Origin of the sequence: Rhodanobacter terrae (assembly GCF_042657005.1) — a bacterium.
GTDB lineage: Bacteria > Pseudomonadota > Gammaproteobacteria > Xanthomonadales > Rhodanobacteraceae > Rhodanobacter > Rhodanobacter terrae.
Window position 1 is genome coordinate 18,458 of record NZ_JBHSNG010000030.1, and the last position, 19,943, is coordinate 38,400.

At 64.2% G+C, this 19,943-nt stretch carries 18 protein-coding genes and 1 tRNA gene; 6 read left to right on the forward strand and 13 right to left on the reverse strand.

Annotated elements, in window-relative coordinates; genetic code table 11:
• Positions 1 to 48 precede the first annotated feature (48 nt).
• From ACFPPB_RS18140 to ACFPPB_RS18155, 4 genes are all read right to left on the reverse strand, one after another.
• Positions 49 to 1,674 carry a ShlB/FhaC/HecB family hemolysin secretion/activation protein gene (locus ACFPPB_RS18140; protein WP_377329736.1) on the reverse strand — a complete coding sequence of 542 codons (1,626 nt, stop codon included), beginning with the start codon at positions 1,672 to 1,674 and terminating at the stop codon, positions 49 to 51.
• 372 nt (positions 1,675 to 2,046) lie between these two features.
• A complete protein-coding gene (locus tag ACFPPB_RS18145; protein WP_377329690.1) occupies positions 2,047 to 2,787 on the reverse strand; it encodes a hypothetical protein in 741 nt (246 codons plus the stop codon).
• 88 nt (positions 2,788 to 2,875) lie between these two features.
• On the reverse strand, positions 2,876 to 3,739 hold the full coding sequence (locus tag ACFPPB_RS18150) for an FTR1 family iron permease (RefSeq protein ID WP_377329692.1): 864 nt from the start codon (positions 3,737 to 3,739) through the stop codon (positions 2,876 to 2,878).
• 4 nt (positions 3,740 to 3,743) lie between these two features.
• The gene (locus ACFPPB_RS18155) at positions 3,744 to 4,079 is read right to left on the reverse strand and encodes a cupredoxin domain-containing protein (RefSeq protein WP_377329695.1); all 336 of its coding nucleotides are present in this window, start codon (positions 4,077 to 4,079) and stop codon (positions 3,744 to 3,746) included.
• 448 nt (positions 4,080 to 4,527) lie between these two features.
• Here ACFPPB_RS18155 and ACFPPB_RS18160 point away from each other — a divergent pair, with 448 nt between their 5' ends.
• Positions 4,528 to 6,846 (forward strand): nitric-oxide reductase large subunit, encoded by a 2,319-nt coding sequence (locus ACFPPB_RS18160; RefSeq protein ID WP_377329697.1) that lies wholly within the window; start codon positions 4,528 to 4,530, stop codon positions 6,844 to 6,846.
• 97 nt (positions 6,847 to 6,943) lie between these two features.
• Here ACFPPB_RS18160 and ACFPPB_RS18165 read toward each other — a convergent pair whose 3' ends face one another.
• Positions 6,944 to 7,570 carry a c-type cytochrome gene (locus ACFPPB_RS18165; RefSeq protein ID WP_377329699.1) on the reverse strand — a complete coding sequence of 209 codons (627 nt, stop codon included), beginning with the start codon at positions 7,568 to 7,570 and terminating at the stop codon, positions 6,944 to 6,946.
• Positions 7,571 to 7,613: 43 nt separating this feature from the next.
• Complete coding sequence (locus tag ACFPPB_RS18170; RefSeq protein WP_377329701.1) at positions 7,614 to 8,999, reverse strand: hypothetical protein; 1,386 nt, start codon at positions 8,997 to 8,999, stop codon at positions 7,614 to 7,616.
• 466 nt (positions 9,000 to 9,465) lie between these two features.
• On the opposite strand from ACFPPB_RS18170, the gene ACFPPB_RS18175 reads away from it, so the two are divergent.
• Both ACFPPB_RS18175 and ACFPPB_RS18180 read left to right on the forward strand, forming a co-directional pair.
• The gene (locus ACFPPB_RS18175; RefSeq protein WP_377329703.1) at positions 9,466 to 10,224 is read left to right on the forward strand and encodes an SDR family oxidoreductase; all 759 of its coding nucleotides are present in this window, start codon (positions 9,466 to 9,468) and stop codon (positions 10,222 to 10,224) included.
• A complete protein-coding gene (locus ACFPPB_RS18180; protein WP_377329705.1) occupies positions 10,221 to 11,156 on the forward strand; it encodes a sigma-70 family RNA polymerase sigma factor in 936 nt (311 codons plus the stop codon). Before ACFPPB_RS18175 ends, ACFPPB_RS18180 begins: the two co-directional genes overlap by 4 nt.
• Before the next feature lie 181 nt (positions 11,157 to 11,337).
• Here the strand turns inward: ACFPPB_RS18180 and ACFPPB_RS18185 are convergent, their stop codons facing one another.
• Positions 11,338 to 11,925 (reverse strand): M23 family metallopeptidase, encoded by a 588-nt coding sequence (locus ACFPPB_RS18185; RefSeq protein WP_377329707.1) that lies wholly within the window; start codon positions 11,923 to 11,925, stop codon positions 11,338 to 11,340.
• Positions 11,926 to 12,044: 119 nt separating this feature from the next.
• On the reverse strand, positions 12,045 to 12,482 hold the full coding sequence (locus ACFPPB_RS18190) for a hypothetical protein (protein ID WP_377329709.1): 438 nt from the start codon (positions 12,480 to 12,482) through the stop codon (positions 12,045 to 12,047).
• A gap of 89 nt (positions 12,483 to 12,571) precedes the next feature.
• Here ACFPPB_RS18190 and ACFPPB_RS18195 point away from each other — a divergent pair.
• From ACFPPB_RS18195 to ACFPPB_RS18205, 3 genes are all read left to right on the forward strand, one after another.
• Positions 12,572 to 12,661: transfer RNA gene (locus tag ACFPPB_RS18195), tRNA-Ser, on the forward strand.
• A 248-nt stretch (positions 12,662 to 12,909) separates the two neighbouring features.
• Positions 12,910 to 13,407 carry a hypothetical protein gene (locus ACFPPB_RS18200; protein ID WP_377329711.1) on the forward strand — a complete coding sequence of 166 codons (498 nt, stop codon included), beginning with the start codon at positions 12,910 to 12,912 and terminating at the stop codon, positions 13,405 to 13,407.
• 776 nt (positions 13,408 to 14,183) lie between these two features.
• A complete protein-coding gene (locus tag ACFPPB_RS18205) occupies positions 14,184 to 14,978 on the forward strand; it encodes a CHAD domain-containing protein (protein ID WP_377329712.1) in 795 nt (264 codons plus the stop codon).
• 43 nt (positions 14,979 to 15,021) lie between these two features.
• On the opposite strand, the gene ACFPPB_RS18210 is transcribed toward ACFPPB_RS18205, so the two are convergent.
• The 5 genes from ACFPPB_RS18210 to lolA all read right to left on the reverse strand — a co-directional run bounded on the left by ACFPPB_RS18210 (position 15,022) and on the right by lolA (position 19,816).
• Positions 15,022 to 15,405: an LrgA gene (locus tag ACFPPB_RS18210; protein ID WP_377329714.1), complete on the reverse strand. Its 384-nt coding sequence runs from the start codon at positions 15,403 to 15,405 to the stop codon at positions 15,022 to 15,024.
• A complete protein-coding gene (gene serS, locus ACFPPB_RS18215) occupies positions 15,402 to 16,682 on the reverse strand; it encodes a serine--tRNA ligase (RefSeq protein ID WP_377329716.1) in 1,281 nt (426 codons plus the stop codon). The genes ACFPPB_RS18210 and serS overlap by 4 nt, the downstream gene beginning before the upstream one ends.
• A gap of 186 nt (positions 16,683 to 16,868) precedes the next feature.
• Positions 16,869 to 17,447, reverse strand: a complete 579-nt coding sequence (locus ACFPPB_RS18220) for a hypothetical protein (protein WP_377329718.1) — start codon at positions 17,445 to 17,447, stop codon at positions 16,869 to 16,871.
• 116 nt (positions 17,448 to 17,563) lie between these two features.
• A complete protein-coding gene (locus ACFPPB_RS18225; protein WP_377329720.1) occupies positions 17,564 to 18,901 on the reverse strand; it encodes a replication-associated recombination protein A in 1,338 nt (445 codons plus the stop codon).
• 249 nt (positions 18,902 to 19,150) lie between these two features.
• Entirely contained in the window at positions 19,151 to 19,816 is a 666-nt protein-coding gene (gene lolA, locus ACFPPB_RS18230; RefSeq protein WP_377329722.1) for an outer membrane lipoprotein periplasmic chaperone LolA, read from the reverse strand.
• Between the last annotated feature and the right edge of the window lie 127 nt (positions 19,817 to 19,943).

Here is a 19,943-nt window from a genome sequence, read left to right on the forward strand (position 1 = left end):
TCATGTGGCCCTGCAGTGATCAGGCAGCTCCCACTTGAGCCGATGGCTTCAAAAGCTGTAAATCCATTGCATGCCCGCCGTGGGGCGGCGTGTGTGGAACCCCCGCGGCGCCTGCAATGGCCAACCCATAAAAACATCCCAGTTGAGGCCCCAACGGCCGCCGCGCAGTCCCAGCACCGTGCCGCTCAGGCTGTGACTGGGCAGGCTGGTGGTGGCGTCGCCGCCGGCCCGACCGACATCGATACCGCCATACAGGGAAGCACCCGTATTCAGCAGCGGCCACGCGAGCGTGTTGCGCCAGTAGGCGCCGTGGTCGCCGCCAAGGGTTTCATTACCGTCGAAACCGCGCACGGTGTAACGCCCGCCGATGGACAGGTAATCTTCGATGTACAGATGGTCGCCGGTGGCCTGCGCGTGCCATTCGGACGTCCATAGCCAGCGTTGTCCGAGTACCTGAAGCGGCAGCCCGAGGCTGGCATCCAGCGTGGTGATGCCGTAGCGAAAGGTCGGACCGCCGTTGCTGCCGGCCTTCCATTGCCCGCCGAACCACGGCACGCCATGCCGGTAGGCCAGCCGGATGTCCAACTGGGCGGCACCGATATAGCGACGATGAATCAGTGCCAGTTCGGCCGAACGGGTCTGTCGGTGCTGGGTCTGGATCTCTACGCCATCGATGCGGCTGTCGGCATGGCGCGCGCTCACGGTGAGCTGCACCGAGGTCTTGCTGACCGCGTCGCGCTGAATCAGTCGGTTGGCGCTTATCGTCTGGGTAGGCGAACTGCCGGTGAAGCGAAAGCTTTGCTGCGAACCGGTGACCAGCTGGTGGTAGCCGTAGTGGTAGGACGCCAGGTTGAAGGTCCAGTTATCCCACGGCACGCTGTAGCTGAAGTTGCTGCCATGCGTGCCCTTGTTGCCGTGATAACGACCCACCTGGTGGGTAACGCCGAGTGTCAGCAGGTCGTTGATGCCCAGCGGCTGGTCGAGTGCCAGGCTGATCCCGCCCTGCTCCTTGCCGGTGGCGTCGGCGCCGCTGTCATCTTCATTGAGCGTGTAACGCCAGAACTTGCCGCGCGTGACGGTCAGCACCAGATCGGAGGTGCCCGGTACCGCGCCCGGTGCAATGTCGATCTTTACGTCCTGCGAGGGGACCCGCTTCAGCTGTTCCAGGCCTTGCTCAATGGCCCGCAGGTTGAGCAGGTCGCCTGGACGCAGAGGGAATGCACTTTGCCAGTTCACCGTGGCCGAGCCTGGCGCGTAACGCACCGCCCCCAACGTGCCCGGCACCAGTGTCAGGTGCAAGCTGCCGCCAGCGAGATTCTGCTCCGGGATCACCACCCGCGTAGTGACGTAACCGCGAGCAAGGATCAGATCGGCCAATCGATGCTGGACCAGCTCCAGACCTTGTTGTCCAACGCAGCGGCCCGCGTAGCCGTCCAGATACCGCTGCGCGAAGGCAACGTCCGCCTGACGCGGGCCGTCCAGGTGCAATGACGCGATCTTGAAACACGGGGTTTCAACAGGCAGTGCGGACTGCCGATAGTCGGTCGCATGAGGAGCTTGAAGTCGTACATCCGGCGCCGAACGCAGCTGTTCGCGCTGCTGTGCATCGCGCTGCGCGCGTGCGCGCTGCTCCTGCTCGCTCAGGCTGGTCTGCGCATGCAGCGGAGCGAACACACTCAAAGCGATCGAAAGTCCGTACAGCCCCAGAACCCCAGCACGACCTCCCATCCAGCGAGGCGGCATCAACCCAGCCCGCGCAACACGCTTGCGTGCATCCTGCATAACTGCCATCCCCTGAATCTTGCGGCTTACGTGTCTATCGAATGAGTGAGCCCTTGGCCTGTTTATCTGCCAAAGGTCATTTATCCGTGAGCGATCCCCAGATACGACGCAGCCGTACTTTGTGGCAGCGCATCATAATTGACGGGCGCACGAAATGCTGTAGGAAAAATCTGACATCCACTGGCTACAGCATGCGGCGGTAGCGGGATCTGGAGCTCGAGTCGTCTGCGCAGTGCCTGCGCAGGTATCGCGACAGGTCGTAAATCAGAAGAACTCGTACTCCACCTGGGCCAACCACGTCCGCCGGGGTGCCTCGGCATTGATACCTAGCACCACGCCGAAACGGTATTCGAGGCTGCTGGTGGTGCCGGGGACATGCCATTCGCCGGCGACGATGGGGCCGGCCTGATACGCACGATCGGCGGGCCGCGCATAGGCTTCGATACCGGGGCGAAAAGCCGCGGAAACCGCATAGGTGCCCGAGTAGCTGTAGCGAAACTCGTACTTGCCGCCGGCACCCACGCCGACCTCCTTCTCCCAGATGGCATTGAGCCGGTGGGTGAACCGGCCCGCTGTTTTCTCGACCAGTGGGCCGAACTCGACGGCGTCGGGTTTGTCGGCGACGATCTGATGCTCGTACGAGGCCAGAAAACCGAAGTCGGCCCAATATTCACCCGGCTGGGTGAACTGGAATGTGTTCTCGAACTCGTAGCCCACCAGGCGCCCGCTGCCTCCCGGATCCTTCTCGTGCCGCGCGAGATAGATCTCCGGTTTCCACCAGTCGGTGAATGCGTGGGAGACCGACAGTTCGGCGGCGTTGCCGCCGTTGAAGTCGGCGCGTGGATCGCCATAGCTGTAACCGCGCAGCTCGATCTCCGACTGGGTGGCGAGAACGTGCGGCGAGTAAACGATGAAGTCGTCGGCCTGGACCATGCCCGTGACGAACAGGAGGATCGCCCCCACAGCCAGGGCGAATGAAGGAAATTTTCGAGAGGATGGATGCATCCGGGTGGTTCCTGGGGTAATGATTCAACACACACGCTCCCGTCCCGCGGCAACACCGGAGATACGCGTGAGCAACGGCAGAGATGGGTTAGCGCGACGACTCGGAAGCTGGATCCGCGGTCAGCGAACGCGTCCTCGGTGAAGGTGACGGCGATGTTCGACCCACTCGCCGCATGCCGACTATCAGCAGCAGCAACGTGGTCGCGTAGAACACCAGCTGGATGCCCGCCGGGCTGGCGTCATAGCCGACGAGGATGCCCAGCGTCTGGCCTGCCAGCGAACCGTTGGACAGCAGCCAGGAGGTGTCCCACAGCTGAGAGCCCCAGGAAGGCAGCAGATCGCCCTGCACCAGGAAGCGCGCAGCGGTGGAAGCCAGCCCCGACGCCAGCAACACCAGCATCGCGTTGGTGACGATGAAGAAATGTTTCATCGGGACGCGCAGCAGGCCGAAATACAACGCGAAGCCGAGCAGCGCACCGCTGCCGACGCCCAGCGCGATACCACCCGCCAGTCCGACCGCGCCGATACCGCCGATGGCCATGCCGTAGAGGAACAACACGATCTCGGAACCTTCGCGCAGCACCGCGATCGCCACCACCGCCAGCAACAGCGTCAGCGAGCTGGCGCCCGTCCTGACCGCGCTGCCGACGGCGCCCATGTGCTGCGCCAGCTCGCGACCGTGCCGGGACATCCACACCACGTGCCAGCCGATCATCACGACCGCGGACAGCAGCACGCAGGCGTTGAAGATCTCCTGACCGGAACCGCTGGCGAGGCGAGCGATAAGCGAGGCGCCCATCGCCACCAGCAACGCGCCGGCGATGCCCAGCCCGATGCCTGCGGTCACGAACCATCCCCGTCGCGCCACACCGCGCGTGGCGGCACAGACGATGGAGACGATCAGCGCCGCCTCCATCACTTCCCGAAACACCAGCAAGGCTACGCCAGGCATCGCGTCACTCCACGATCAGCCGGCCCTTGGCCGTGGCTTGGTGGAAGTCGCCGAAAAATCCGTAGTTGCCGGCGCGCAGCGGCCCGACGTACACGGTGATGCTGCTGTTCGGCAGCACGATCTTCTCGCGATTGAAATCCGTGCTCTCGAACTCCTCCGGCGTGGCGTCTTCGTTGCGCACGATGATCTTGAACTTGGTACCGGCCGGCACCTTGAGCTCGCTGGGCTGATAGACGTGGTTCTTGACCACCAGTGTGAACTCCGGCAAGTCATCGGCGATCGCAGTGCCGGTGGCGAGAGCCAGCAGCATCGGGAGCGCGGCAAGAACAGGTTTCTTCACGGGAAGGATCTCGCAGAGGTTTCGCAAATGATAACTATTACTATTTGCCGTGTCAAAGCACGCCTTGGCCTGAAAACCTGATCACCGCGGCAAATGTGGCCTGAACTCACAGCCTCGCTCGCCATCGCGCGCGAACGCACGAAGACGGAATTTGACAGTGCTCGCGTGGCGGCTTCCATTTCCCGCGCAATCAAAAAGCACTGGCGCGCTCGCGCGACTCCCCGTCACCGCGACTCCACCTCAAGCGCCCGCCTCTTGCGCTGGGTCCGGGTGGATCTCCACGACATCGCTGCCGCATGCGGCAGCAAGCAGATGGCTTCAGCTGCGCAGGAGCCAAAGCCCCTGCGACAACATGTCATCCGCTTACTCCATGAGGTCTGATCCAGATCAGCCGGGTCGCTCGACAAGTGCCTAGCATCTGCCGTGCCCCCCGAAACCAGGAATGATCATGAGTGCAACCGCTCCCCCTGCAGGCCTGGTCGGCCCGCAGGATCGAACCAGCAAGGTTCTTATCTGGATACTTCTTTTCGTTACGGCAGCCTGCTTGCTTGGCATGGCCGTGGCGACCCGCAGCACCTACCAGCAAGCCGCTCCGCTGCCGCGGCAGATGGTTACCGGCGATGGCGCGTCGGTCATGGACTACGCCGATATCGTGGGCGGCAAGTCGGGCTTCCAGAAAGCCGACCTGATGGATTATGGCAGCCTGTACGGCATGGGCTCCGCCTTCGGCGAGGACTATACCGCCGAGTATCTGGTGCAGCTGGCGAAGGAGGTGCAGAACAACCTTGCCATGGCGGGGTATGGCAAGCCGTTCGATGCCATCGGCGCCGACCAGCAGGCCGGCATCACGCAGGGGATGCGCCGGCAGTTGCAAGGCATCGACCTGAGCCAGCAACGAGTCGTCCTTCCGGAGGCGGTGGCCAAAGCCATCGGCACATTGCGTCCGCGCATCGCCGCGTCGCTGCTCACTGATGACTTCAGCAAGGGCTACACGGGCGCGCGGGCGCTGAACCCGACCAGCGCCAGCCAGACGGCGAGTTTTCTGCTCTATTCGTCGTTGACCACGGTCGCGCGCCGCCCCGGCAAGGACTATTCGTGGACGACCAACTGGCCCGCCGAGCCGCTGGTCGGCAATGCCCCCACCTCAGCGACGTTCGTGTGGACATGGGCTTCCTTCACGATGGTGTTCTTCGCCATCGGCGCGGCGCTGGTGATCTTTCGTCTATGGATCGAACCCAAGGCACCCAACGAAACCTTCGAACCGACACTGCACAGCTTTGCGGCGCCCACGCCTAGCCAGAAGGCGCTGTGGAAATACTTCCTGGTTGTCGCAGGCGTGCTGCTGGTGCAGATCCTGGTCGGCTCGGTCATGGCCCACTACTACACCGATCGCGCCAGCTTCTACGGCTTCAATGTCGGCAAATGGCTGCCGTACGCGTTCCTGCGCAGCGTGCATCTGCAAGCGCCGATCATCTGGATCGGAGTGAGCTGGATCGGCGCCGGCTTGTTTCTGGCACCGCTGATCGGCAAGCGCGAACCCAAGGGGCAGCGAGCTCTGGTCAACCTGATCTTCTGGGTCCTGGTAACGATCGTGGGTGGAGCGCTGGTCGGCGACTATCTCGGCATCATGGGCCTGGTGGACGAGCACTGGTTCTGGTTCGGCAATCAAGGCCTTTCCTACCTGGAGCTGGGCCGCTTCTGGCAGATATTGTTCTTCGTCGGCCTGGCCGTGTGGTGCGCGGTATTGCTGCGCGCTTTCTGGCCCACCCTCAAATCGCTATCCAGGCAAAGCGGTGGCTCGCTGTACGGGCTGTTCCGGATCGAACACCTGCTGTGGATCAGCACGCTCACGGTGGCGCTGTTCTATGTGTTCGGCATGATCCCGCTGGGCTCGCCCAACCCCTCGTTCTCTATCACCGATTTCTGGCGCTGGTGGGTGGTGCACCTGTGGGTGGAGCTCGCCTTCGAGCTGTTCACCGCGGCGGTCACCGGCTACTTCCTGATGGCCCTGGGCCTGGTGTCGCGGCAGATGGTGGAACGCGCCGTGCTGTTCGAATGGATACTCATCGTCATCGGCGGCGTGCTGGGCACCGGCCATCACCTGTACTGGGCGGGCGAACCCGGGCTGTGGGTTGGCGTTGGCAGCATGTTCTCCTTCATCGAAGTGCTGCCGCTGGTTCTGCTGGTACTGGAAGCGATCGACCAGCAACGCCACATCAAGCAGAAGAAAGCCTTTCCGTACAAGCTCGCCTATCTTTACATCCTGGGTGCGGCGTTCTGGAATTTCGTCGGCGCCGGCGTATTCGGTGGCGGCACGTTGAATGCCCCGCTGGTGAACTATTACGAGCACGGCACGTTCCTCACCCTCAACCACGCGCATACCTCGATGTTCGGCGCTTTCGGGCTGCTGGCCATCGGCCTGCTCTACATGGTGCTGCGCTACCTCAACGGCGACCGGCCGTGGAGCGATCGGGCCGGCGTGTGGGCGTTCTGGCTCTACAACACCGGCGTGGTGATGTGGATCGTGCTGAACTTCTATCCAATCGGCTGGCCCCAGCTGGAGGCGGTCTACACCCACGGCTACGCCTATGCGCGCAGCATGCAGTTCTACAACACCACCACATTCTGGCAGTGGATGCGCATGCCGGGTGATGTCGTGTTCGCGCTTGGCGCACTGTTGATGGCCTGGGATTTTGTGGCCAAGCTGTGGGCGCAAAGAATCGCTTCGCCGAATGCCGTCGCATCCGGCGCGCAAAAGCATCGCTAGTTCCGGCCGAAAAACGGCGCATCAGGAAGGGCCCGCACTGGCGGGCCCTTTTTTTTCGCCGCCCGCGACGGCTGGGATTGGCCAGGGTCAGCCGATATCAAAGGGACTGCAGGTAGGCCGCCACATCCTTCATCTCTTCCGGCGTGAGGTTCTTGATGATGCCGTGCATGACCGGGGAATTGCGCAGGTTGCGCTGGATCACCGTCAGCTGGCGCACGATGTAGGCTTCGTGCTGATCGGCCAGGCGCGGAAAGATGCCGTTGCCTTCGGCGTGCGCGCCATGGCAGGTGGCACATGCCACGACCTGCCCTGGAATGCCCTGCTCGAAGATCTTCTTCCCGGCCGCGATCACGGCCGGATCGCCCGGAATGCCCTTGGGATGGGGCTGGCTGGCAAAGTATCGCGCCAGCGATTCGGCGGTGGCGTCATCGATCAGCGTGGTCATGCCCAGCATGTAATCGTGCGCTTCCTGCTCGTTGCGCGTGCCGCTCCTGAACGCCTTGATCTGAGCCAGCACGTACGCCTGCTGCTGCCCGGCCAGTCGCGGAAAGGTGGGCGACTTGCTGTTGCCGCCAGGTCCGTGGCAACTGGAACAGACCTGGGTGGCCAGCTTGATCGCCGCGTCGTCGCTGGCGGGCGTGACGCCGCTGGCCGCGAACGCCGTGGCGCCCAGCGCGGCGACCAGGCAGGCGAGTGTGGCAAGACCGACTCTGATGCGCTTCATGTGGCGTTCTCCCGAGGACGGTGATGGCGCGGCGGCGAACATCTCAGTACACCAGCCAGATGTTGGCGAACAACGTGTTGTTGTCGCTCGCCGGGCGCCCCGACCCATCGTAGTTGCGCCGCGATCCATTGAACTTGCTGTAGCCGTAGTACTGCAGCATCAGGCGCAGGTTCTGCAGCGGCAGATAATCCAGTTCGAGAATGTAGCCCTCGGTGTCCGGACGGCCGTTCGCACTGCCGCCTACCGAGCCGGGGGCATAGAGGCCCGCGTCTGCAGTGCCGTGGGTCCTGATCACCGACAAGGTGGCGCCGTACTTGCGGTCGAAATAATAAGTGCCCTTCAGCTTGTCGGTGATCAGCGTGTCGTGCGCGTTGAACGGCGTGGGACCCGCGCCGATCGGCATCCCGGCCAGGGTGGCCGGATAACTGGCACGGTAGTCCTGGTTCTCGTGGATGTGGGTGTACTGGAAGGTGTAGGTGTGATCCTGGCTGATGTGCTGGAACTGCGCATCGACCGCAATGTCGGTGAAGCGATCGGTATCGGTATACGGCAGCGTGTTGTCCGGATACACGCGGAAGTGGCCACCATAGGCCCCCACCATCAGCGAGTCGGCGCCCCACTCGTGGTTCCAGGCCAGCCGCCAGTAGGGATCGATCCCGTCGAGCCGATGGACGCCACCGGGCGTCTGGGTGTCCGTGCCGGCCCGCAGCGGCGCGAAGAAACCGTCGGCGGTCTGGTAGCCGGACAGCTCGAAATAGACGGTGCGATTCCAGTACACGTATCCGCCCACCCCTGCCACTTGCTGGCCGAGCTGGCCGTCGAGCATGGTGGCTGCGGCGGCGCCGATGCCATTCGGTGGCGTGGTGAACGGGAAGCCGAACGCCGGCGTGCTGTTCCACACGTCCTGCACCGTCGGGTTGTTGTTGACGGTGAGCCCATAGAGCCAGCGCATGTCGGTGTTGTCGGTGTTTTCCGAGCGGCCCACCACGCGCAGATCGGTATTGTCGATGCCGCTGTGACCGACATCGCCGTTGCCGGCCAGGTTGTTGTAAGTCCACTGGATCCAGCCGCCGATGTTGTCGTTGACCTTGCCGCCGGCAAACACGCTGGCGGCGGAGAGCACCGGCTTGTCGGTCTTGGGCACGATCTTCTGGCCCTGGTCGTCGCGGTTGTTGCGCACGTGGGTAACCCCGAACTGCGCCATCAGAGCCAGCGGCAACGCCTGCCGCGTGCCGATGGTGTAACCGCTCAACTTGAACATGCGCCCGTAAGGCGTCAGTTCGGGAAAGCTCACGTGGCAAGCCACGCAGGCCTGGCCGGTCTGGCGGGCGAACGCCGGGATGGCGCGCGCAGGGTTGACCAGACCGAACCAGCCCGACACGCCCAGGCACACCAGCAGGCGACCCACTCTCATGGACTTGATGTTCATGCTTTTGTCCTCTCGAGTAACGACAGCGGTCCGGCCCGCCTGGTGTCGCCCGCAGCCGGCAACCTTGCTGTCACAGGTTTGAACCGAGCAGTCACTCTCACCATCTTGCGCCACCCATCGTAGCTGACCGCATCGCCGCAGCGCTGTCCGCCCGGGGCGATCACTCCCTGCATTGCTCTCATCTGCCACTCCCCCACGGAATGCCGACGTGGCCAGCTTGCGCCGGCCGTCCCGCAACGAATTGACAACGATCAATCCGGCGGCATATTTCGCCACATCGGGCGGAGGCACGGCCAAGGCACTCGAACGCCAGTTCGCCACGCTCGTACAGGCGGCGCCCTTCGAAGCCCGAGCGAAGGGCGGGGACTCGTGCCCGACGAGCGTTGGGCAACACGGCGGCGCGGACTGACTCCTTTCCCGCGCCTCGATCGTCTTGGCTATACCCAAAGACACCGGAGCAGCACCGATGAACCTCAAAGATAAACATGTCGTCGTTACCGGCGGAAGCCGCGGCCTTGGCCTGGGACTGGTCGAGGCGCTGGTGGCGCATGGCGCCACGGTGACGGTCGTCGCCCGCGGCACCGAGGCGCTCGAGTCCGTCCGCGCCCGGTTGGGCGTCGCCACGATATCCGCCGACGTGACGGACGAGAGCGCCGCCCACCGCATCCTCGCCCAGGTCCGCCCTGACATCCTGGTGCTCAACGCCGGCATGAAACCGCGGATGGGCCGACTGGACCAGGTGAGCTGGGCGGATTTCACCGCGCCCTGGGAACACGACGTCAAGGCCGGGCTGTATTGGCTGCAGGCTGCGCTCAATCTGCCGCTCAAGCCGGGAAGCCGCGTGCTGATAGTATCGAGCGGCGCGGCCATCAGCGGATCGCCCATGTCGGGCGGTTATGGCGGTGCCAAGCGCATGCTCTGGTTCATGGCCAAGTACGCCAACGCCATTTCCGCGCAGAAGAACCTCGGGATCGGCTTCCAGGCGATCGTGCCGCGGCAGATGGTGGCCGGCACCGGAATCGGCGACATGGCCTCCCACGCCTATGCCAGCGCCATGGGCATCACGCCCGAAGCGTTCCTGACACGCTTCGGCGCACCGATGCCGCCCCGTGAATTCGGCGAGAAGGTGGTTTCCGTGCTGGACGATCCACAATATGCCGATGGCCTTGCCTTCGGGCTCAACGGCGACGAGGGCGTCACCCTCCTCGAGGAAGCAGCCGCTTGAGCATCGAGCACCCCACGTCGGAAAGCGATCGCCGGGCAGCACTCCTCGCCGTGGCCGATCAGCTGCGGCCCGAGCTGCATCGCTATGGCGCGCGTCTCATGGGATCGGTCATCGACGGCGAGGACGTCGTGCAGGACACGCTGGTCCGGGCTCTCGTGGCCTTGCAAGACCTGGAGGAGGCGCCGCCGCTGCGTCCCTGGCTGTTCCGGATCGCCCACAACCGCGCCCTCGACCTGCTGCGCAGCCGGGCGGTACGCATGGCCGAACCGATCGACGCCGTGCCGGACACCGGCGACCCGGCAAACCCCGACCCCGCGGAGGGACTGATGCGCCAGCAAGCGGTGAAGACCGCAGTGTCGCGCTTTGTGGAGCTCCCCATCCTCCAGCGCAGCGTCGTCATCCTGAAGGACGTGCTCGACGAGTCGCTGATCGAGATCGCCGCCCTGCTCGACATCTCGGTCGATGCCGTGAAAGGTGACCTCGCGCGAGGGCGCGCACGTCTTCGGGAGATCAATGCGCAGGCCGGCCCGCTGCCTGACGCGCAGCCGGCGTCCGCCGCGGTGGCGCGCTATGTCGCGCTATTCAACCAGCGGAACTGGGATGGCCTGCGGGCACTACTCGCCGACGACGTGAAACTCGTTCAGTCCTCTCACCCGCTTCGCGCCGGCGCCGCGGACGTCGGCTTGTTCTTCACCATTTATTCCAAGAACGACGCCCTGTGGCTGGCCCCAGCCTGGCTGGAGGGCCGGGAAGTGATCGCGGTCTTCGAAGACCGCGCCGATCCCAAGCCCAGCTACGTGATGTGGCTGGAGTGGCGCGACGGCCGGATCAGTTTTATCCGCGACTACCGTTATGTCCGTTATGTCACCAACGATGCAGAGCTGTTGCTGTCACCGGACACGATCCCTTCGGCCGACGACGTCGCACACTGACGGCGATCGTCGCGCCAACGTTGCGTGGCTTCGTCAGTCGGGGAAACTCGCATGTTGATGCTCGCGCTCTCGAGAGGCCTCGAAAAATTGGCCATTGCTCGTCATCCCAGCGAGGCGCCTTACAACAGCGAAGCTGGTCAAGCTGGGATGACGGTTCAAATCAGGGGTTTTCGAGCTTCCCTCAAGGAAATGCCACCACATCATTCCCGTCTGGCCATTCACCCACGCGCGTCGCGCTCTTGCCGTCGACCATAGGCATCCACGGAGAGCCTAGTTTCGAGATGTCGTCGTAATGGCCCAGCTTCCGGTAGCTGCGAATCTCGAAAGGCCGGCCCTCCGCGTCTAGCGGCGTACTGCCGTCGGCCACATGAAAATGCAGGTGGGGCCCGGTAGATTCGCCGGAGAAACCCAGCGAGCCAATGACCTCCCCCGTCCTGACCTTGTCGCCCGCAGCCACGCGCACGCTGCCTTTTCTCAGGTGCTCGTAGAAGGCAAAGCAGCCGTCGGAAAGCCGCAGGGCCACATAATTGCCGGCATCCTCGTCCACCGGAGGCGTCGTTCGCGCCGAGATGCGCGAAGCCTCGTCCATGCCGTCGTGTACCGCCGCGACTGTCGCGTCGGCCACCGCCAGCACGTCGTCCCCATAGCCGAACGCATCGCGGACAAGGTCGGCGTCGCCTGCAGTCACGCGGCCCTTGTCGTCCACCTTGACGAAGTCGATGGCGAACCGGCCCGGCAATCTGGCACGACCTGCCCGGGTGTAGAACACGCGCCGGTGTCCGCGCGGCCAGGCAGGGCCATGTATGGCCACCCACGGTCCGCCGCGCAACGGCGGCCCGATCAGCGAGGGTTTCGTGCTGTCCACCGCAAGCTCATCGCTCCACTGCGTCAGCGTCTTGTTGTTGCCTGCGGTCGTGTAGCTGAAGCGATGCCGGAACTCGTGGGGAACCTGCAGCCGGGCACGACGATGTCCAGAAACAGCACCGCTTGCCGGCCCGGCGCGATCAAGACGGGATCGGCTTTGTTGTGCCCGTTGGTATTCATCGGGGCCAGATCGGCAGCCAGCGCAGCTCCGGAGAGATCGGCGAGTGGAGTCCCGTTCGGCTCGCCCAGCACCGTCGCATGCGTGAGCCTGAGCTCGGTGCGGGACATGTTGGTGAGGTGCAGCTCATAGCTGACCTGCCAGTGGCCATCAACGCGCACGACCATCGGCCGGACCGGTGCATCGATGGCAAAATCGCGGCGAACCGGGGCCTCCCTGGCATACGAACTGCCAATCATCAGGAGGGCAACGCAGAAAGCGGGTACGGCAAGTCCTCGGGTCAAGGCACGGGTTCCATGGGCCGGATTCGGATTACAACCGGATCGAACCGCGTTGGCTAGCGATGCAACTGGCCTTACAATGCGTTTCCCGCGGAGGGATGGCCGAGCGGTTTAAGGCAACAGTCTTGAAAACTGTCGTACGTTAACGCGTACCGTGGGTTCGAATCCCACTCCCTCCGCCAATCCTTGGTACCCCGCTGTTTTGCTAGGGTCCCGCGGTTTCTGGCGGACGGTGCTTGGTCAATTCGGTTGGCCAATCCAATCATGCGTCTGCTTTACCATTTGCTTCGCCACTCCAGCGGGATGTGGCACTTTTGCTGGCACATGCACCATGTCTTGCGTTCATTTCCTCGGATGACCAAAGATTGGTCTCTCTTTCGCATTATGTAGAAAGCGGACTAGGCCGCGACGTACGCAAGCGAAGTGATCCATGAAATATCTGTTTCTGTATTGCCCGGATACCGCCAACGGCGATGCCACCAACTATTTCGGCAACAAGGGCTATCAAACGGCCGCGCTCGATAAAAACCCGCAGACGTTCTGGGACTGGGTCACTTCGGTTGATCAGGACGGCATCCTCGTGCTGCTGAGTCATGGGGACGAGACCGGCCCTCTGATGGTCAAGGGACACAACGGAAAGGACATGGATGCCGACCAGATCAGAGAGTTTGGAGCACACTTGGTACAGCGGAACATTAGCCTGTACCTGCTCTCCTGCGAGACGGGAAAAGGTGCCTTCGCAGCGTCACTAGCTGCGACTGGCGCAACCTTCATCGCGCCAATTGGGTACGCAGAATTCAAGAGCAACTCCGTCGGCGTAGCCGTTCACTCGCGAGGGGACAAAAACGAGCTCTTGGGGTGGTTTTCCAACGGCATCAACGCTCCGCGCCGTAACGCTTCGCCATTGGTGATCCCATCTGGCGACTGAGAACTAGCCCCAGCTTGGCGGAGATTGCCCGTGCCGTTGGCTTGGTATGGATTCGATGCCGCCAGCGTGGCCGGAAAACGGACCGGTTCCGATCGCGGGTGGAGTTTAGAACGGGCCGTTTTGCCGCGATGCGGTCGGCGGCACGGTCTCGGGCAGCACCGCCTGCGGATGCCCCAGGACCACGCCCAACACGTGAGCCATACCCTGCAAGCGCCATGCAGGCACTCCAAGGCCTGCGCCTCGGCGCCGCTTTGGATCGCCGATAGCCGTTACGGGCGGAAACGGGACAAGCCTGCATCGGCCAGGATGTGCGTACCCTCGCCCGCAGGTGGCCGAGCAGTTCATCGAGGCAGGCGGTGGCGACCTGGCCGCCGCCGAGGATTTCGTCGCTCAGGCCCGGCGCCGTAGCCTCGCTTGATGATGCTTGCACCATGAGATCAGCGAACTAGGGATGCTCTGATCAATTCTACGTAGGCGGCATGATGTCCAGAAGGCGCGCAGGGTGTGTTGCGCGGCGCAGGGAAGACTGGCCGTCTTGCCAAGCTGCGCGGCGCAGCCTGCGCGCCTTCTGGACATCACCCCATCATTTTAAATTCAATGCGTTGGGGCCGTGACTGTCTGTCCGCATGCCTTCGGTCCGCCGTCTCGACAGACGGCCAGTCTGCCCTCGCCGACGGCCCTGTGGCCTGCGAACAGACAGTCACGGTGACGCCTACGTAGAATTGATCAGAGCATCCCTAGACTAGCTGTCCGTCTTCGAATGAAGCCTGCGGCATATGGCATCGACATTGTTGGGGCTGGAACTTGCCGAGGTGGCGTCCAGGCAGGCGCACGAGGTGCGGCGGGCGCTGGAAAAGAAACGGGATCGTCACGTTGCCGTGCACGAGGCCCGCAAGGCGATACGAAGGCTTCGGGGGACGCTGGATCTGGGCCGGAAGGTTTTCGGCGCGAAGTTCGACGCGATCGATAAGTCGCTGGATCGACTGGTCGACGGCCTGTCTCCGCTGCGTGACGCTCAGGTGGTGGCGGAGACGGCGTCCAAGCTGGCCAACGACCACCAGCCATACTGGAAAAAGATTTCCGATCAACTGAAGCAGCGCCGAGACCTGTTGCTTGACGCTGCGTTGTCCCGCGATCCGGATTTTTCGAAACGGCGCGCCAGGATGAGCCGGATGACATTGGCGGTAACCGATCTTCCCTGGACGGACCTGACGAAGAAGGTGGTGCACCACTCCGTCCTGCATAACCTGAAGCGCCTGGAGAAGGCGAAAGCGGCCGCGCAGGCAGAAGGTTCGTCGGCTCGCCTTCATCGTTGGCGCAAGCGCGTACGCCGTCTTCGGCTGCAACTCGAAACGTTGAATGGGGTCGAGGCGTCGGCTGGCTGGAAAAGTCTCGAAGCCGTCAAACGCAAAGCGAAATCGACTCGTTCGCTGCGTCGCCTGGCGGACAAACTCGGCTGGCGACAGGATTTGCAGGTGCTTCGCTCGAACATCCGCCACGCGGGAAACCCGGCGCTGGCGAAACAGCTTCGCCACGGAATCGATCATGAGATCGGGCGCATGAAATGGTGAGTTCATCCGCCAGTTTGCGCCGACGGCGCAGCGAGTCCGTCGGTCAGGAACCCTGCGGCGGACGGACGTCGACGCCCTTCTTCGACAGCGCGACCAGGCAGCCCACCAGGATCGCGACTGGAATCAACGCGCCGATCAACGGAAACAGCAGCACGGGTTCACGTATCACCATGGGCACGATCTGGGTGGCGGTGGCGAAGCCGATCGTCCACAGGCGCCAGCGGCGGCTGTGGCGGCCGAACCAGAAGCTGGCGATGAGCAGCAACACCGCGATCACCGAGAGGACGAAGTCGATGGCCGGCAGTTGCCACACGACGGCGAAGCCCAGCCGGGTGCCGATGAAGGAGAGCAACACCAGCAGCAGGAAGTAGCTGGTGTAGAACTCCACCTTGTCCCAGGTTCCGCGAACGGGTGCCGGCGTGTTCATGCGATGCGGTCCAGCCCGGCCATGTACGGGCGCAATGTCTCGGGCACGGTGATCGAGCCGTCGGCGTTCTGGTAGTTCTCCATCACTGCGATCAGCGTGCGGCCGATGGCGAGGCCGGAGCCGTTCAAGGTGTGCACCAGCTCGGGCTTGCCGGTGTCGGCGTTGCGCACACGGGCTTGCAGGCGGCGCGCCTGGAAGTCCTCGCAGTTGGAGCAGCTGGAGATTTCGCGGTAGGTCTGCTGGCTGGGCAGCCACACTTCGAGGTCGTAGGTCTTGCTCGACTGGAAGCCCATGTCGCCGGTGCACAGCAGCAGCTTGCGGTACGGCAGGCCGAGTCTCTGCAGCACCTTCTCGGCGTGGCCGACCATTTCCTCGAGCCGCGCATACGACTCGCTGGCACGGGCGATCTGCACCATCTCGACTTTCTCGAACTGGTGCTGGCGGATCATGCCGCGGGTGTCGCGGCCGTAGCTGCCCGCCTCGGCGCGGAAGCACAGCGAGTGCGCGGTGAAGCGCAGCGGCAGCGCGTCGGCTTCCTGGATGGTGTCGCGCACCAGGTTGGTCAGCGACACTTCGGCGGTGGGAATCAGGTAGCGCTTCGACTCGCCGACCTGGGTGGAGAACAAGTCCTCCTCGAACTTCGGCAACTGGGTGGTGCCCAGCATGCTGTCGGCGTTGACCAGCACCGGCACGTTGCATTCGAGGTAGCCGTGCTCGCTGGTGTGCAGGTCGAGCATGAACTGGCCCAGCGCGCGATGCAGGTGCGCGACCTGGCCGCGCAGCACGGTGAAGCGCGCGCCGGAAAGCCGGGCGCCCGCATCGCCGTCCAGCCAGCCGTGACGCTCGCCCAGCACGACGTGGTCCTTCGCCTCGAACTCGAACGCGCGCGGCGTGCCCCAGCGGCTGATCTCGACGTTGTCGCTTTCGTCCTTGCCGACCGGCACCGACTCGTGCGGAATGTTCGGGATCAGCAGCGCGATGTCGGAAAGCTTCGCCTGCGTCTCGGCCAGCGCCTGCTCGTTGGCCTTGAGCTTGTCGCCGATGCCGGCGACCTCGGCCATCAGCGCGGCGACGTCCTCGCCCTTCGCCTTGGCCTGCCCGATGGCCCTGGAGCGCGTGTTGCGCAGGTTCTGCCATTCCTGCGTCTCCATTGCCAGCTGCTTGCGCGAACTCTCCAGCGCTTCCATGGCGGAGACGTCGAGCACATAGCCCCGGGTTTCCTCGAGGCGCGCGGCGGTTTCGGTGAGGCGCGAACGCAGCAGTGCGGGATCCAGCATGATCGAGTCCAGAGAAGGCTTGAACCCTGAATTATCGCTGCCGGGTGGCTGTTGCCGCAATGCAACCAGGGAACGCGAACCGTGCCGTCAATGAATCCGTTCGCCCTGAGCGTAGGCCCACAGGGCCGAAATCGAGGGGCGGCCCTTCGACTTCGCTGCGCTACGCTCAGGGCGAACGGTGGAAGGTCAGCTGGCCAGCTTGCGCTCGCTGCGGCCCAGCCACCAGGCCATCGCGGCGCCGGCGATCAGCCAGCCGATCAGTTGCTCGATCAGCGCAGCCCAGGTGAAATCGAGCGGAAAGCGATACCAGTTCCAGTACGGCAGCATGGTGCTGAGCCATGCAAATACCGCGGCCGCGGCCGCCACCGCGAGGCGGCGCCGGAAGCCGAGTCCCGCCAGACCCATCACGAAGGCCAGCGCCAGGGCAGACAATGTATCTGACGCCCATTGACGCCCGATCTGCGGCCCCATCCTGGTCATGTCCTCACCTTGCGGCAGGTAGACCACCCAGGCGTAAGGCGACCGTATGGCCTTTTGCCGGTACGCGATGACCTCCGCCGCATCGCCCATTTTCTTGGGATCCAGCGACGGCAGGATGTAGACGCCGGCCCGTTCGCCCAAGCCCTCATGCAGGCTGCTGAGCACCGCATTTTCATCGGCCGGCGGCTTGATGCCGACATGGCCGAGCCCCAGTGCCATGTGTGCCAGAAAACCCCAGGCGAACATCAGGATGCCGCCGATCAGACCTGCCACGAGTACGCGCATGATTCGCCCTCTCCGGTTGGTTCAGCGAATTTATGCCGGGTATGACCGCGCGGCAAGGGTGCGTGCAGCAGGGTTGGAGGGGCGATGGATTCAGAGCATCACCCGCGAACGGGCTCCTACAACAGGCGGGCTTTCTTGCGGGCGGCGCGGAGGGCCAGCAGTTTTTCGCGCAGTTGCAGTTCCAGGCCGCGCTCGACCGGCTCGTAGAACACGCTGCCGACGAGTTCGTCGGGCAGGCATTGCTGGTCCAGCGCGACGCCGCCTTCGGCATCGTGGTCGTACTGATAGCCCTTGCCGTAGCCGAGACCCTTCATCAACTTGGTCGGCGCGTTGCGCAAGTGCATCGGCACTTCCAGCGTGCCGCCGTCGCGCACCGCGGCGCGGGCCTTGTTATAGGCCATGTACGCAGCGTTGCTCTTGGGCGAGATCGCCAGCCAGATCGCCAGCTGGGCCAGGCCCAACTCGCCTTCGGGGCTGCCCAGGCGTTCGTAGGTATCCCACGCGTCCAGCGCCATGCGCCAGGCGCGCGGCTCGGCCAGGCCGACGTCTTCCACCGCCATGCGGGTCATCCGCCGCGCCAGGTACAGCGGGTCGACGCCACCGTCGAGCATGCGGCACAGCCAGTACACGGCGGCATCGGGGTCGGACGAGCGCACGGATTTGTGCAGCGCCGAGATCTGGTCGTAGAACTGCTCGCCCATCTTGTCGAAACGGCGCGTGCGATCGGCCAGCACCTGGGCTAGCGTGGCCTCGTCGATGCGCTGGTCTTCGGCGAGCTCGGCGGCGATTTCGAGCAAGGTCAGCGCGCGGCGCACGTCGCCGTCGGCGGCCTGGGCGATCGACTCGAGCGACTCGTCGCCCACCTGCAGCTGCAACTCGCCGAGGCCGCGCTCGCCGTCGGCCAGCGCGCGCTTGAGCGCAGCGACGATGTCGCCGGTCGAGATCGGTTCCAGCACGTGTACGCGGCAGCGCGACAGCAGCGCGGAATTCAGTTCGAACGACGGGTTCTCGGTGGTGGCACCGATGAAGATGATCACGCCGCGTTCGATGTGCGGCAGGAACGCATCCTGCTGGGTCTTGTTGAAGCGGTGTACCTCGTCGACGAACAGCACGGTGCGCCGCCCCTGGGCGAAGTTCACCTCGGCTTCGGCCAGCGCCTTGCGCACATCCGGCAAGCCGGACAGTACGGCGGAGATCGCGCGGAAATCCGCGTCGGCATAACGCGCCACCAGCAGCGCCAATGTGGTCTTGCCGCAACCGGGAGGCCCCCACAACACCATCGAGTGGATCTTGCCGGCTTCCAGCGCGCGGCGCAGCGCCTTGTCCGGGCCGACCAGGCGCTGCTGGCCCACGATCTCGTCGAGGCTGCGCGGGCGCATGCGTTCGGCCAGCGGCTTGAGCGCGTCGGGTTCGGCGAACAGGCCGGGCGTGGGCGTCGGGATGGAGCGTGGCATGACGGCATGATACGGCATGCCTCAGACCCGACATCGGGATGGGGCGGTGATGCCCTCGAGTCGCGACTTTGAACCGTTGCGCACCTCGCGCGACTGACCAGAACACAGGCGAAGGTGAGGACGCCGATTCCTTCCGGAACGCCGGTGGCGAGGCCGGGAGCAACGGCCGCCATCGCTGCGCCACGGCGACCTGAAACACGCCGATGTGAGGCGGCAGCGATATTGCTCTGAAGGATCAGCCCCGAGGGATCAGTCTTTCAGCGGCTGGGTGGTGATCACCGGCACGTCGCCGATCACGTCGGCGCCTTTCGGTGGCACGAAATTGAAGGCGGACGCCGGAATCGGCGCATTGCGCTGCCAGCCGGAGAAACGGATGTCGGTGGTGGAGCCGAGCTGGTCGCGGAACGTCATGCGCGCCAGGCCGTTCGCGTCGAAGCCGAGATCGGCATAGTCGAATTGCGGATCCTTGGCGGTGGAGGTGAGCCGCAGCCACACCAACCCGTCGTGCTCGCCCTGCTCGGCGACCTTGAAGTTCCGGTCCAGCTGCTTGACGTCGGTCAGCACGGTGAGCGGGCTGTGCGCCTCTTCGGTGCTCTGGACGCGCACGGTGACCTGTTCCAGCTCCGGGTCGTACACCCACACCCGGCTGCCGTCGGCCACGATGGTCTGCTTGTACGGCGCCAGCGTGTCCCAGCGGAACTGGCGCGGCGCTTCCAGCGCCAGCGTGCCGGAACTGGTCTTGCTGCTCTGGCCGTTGATGTCGGTCAGCGACTGGGTGAAATGCCCGGTGAGCGAATGCAGGCCGCTGGCGAACGCGTCCAGCCGCGCCCGCGCCGGACCGGCAGCGGCCTGCGCCAGGGTACCGAGCGACAGCATCAGCACAACGGCGATAACGGCAAGCATGAAGCGTTTCATCGGATTCCCTGTTGGTTGCGATGGCGGTGAAGTGTGGCCCGTACCGGCTTAACCCAACGATACCCGTACTGACCTAACCCAGCGGTAGGAGCCCGCTCGCGGGCGATGCCTTTGCCTTGATGGTTGG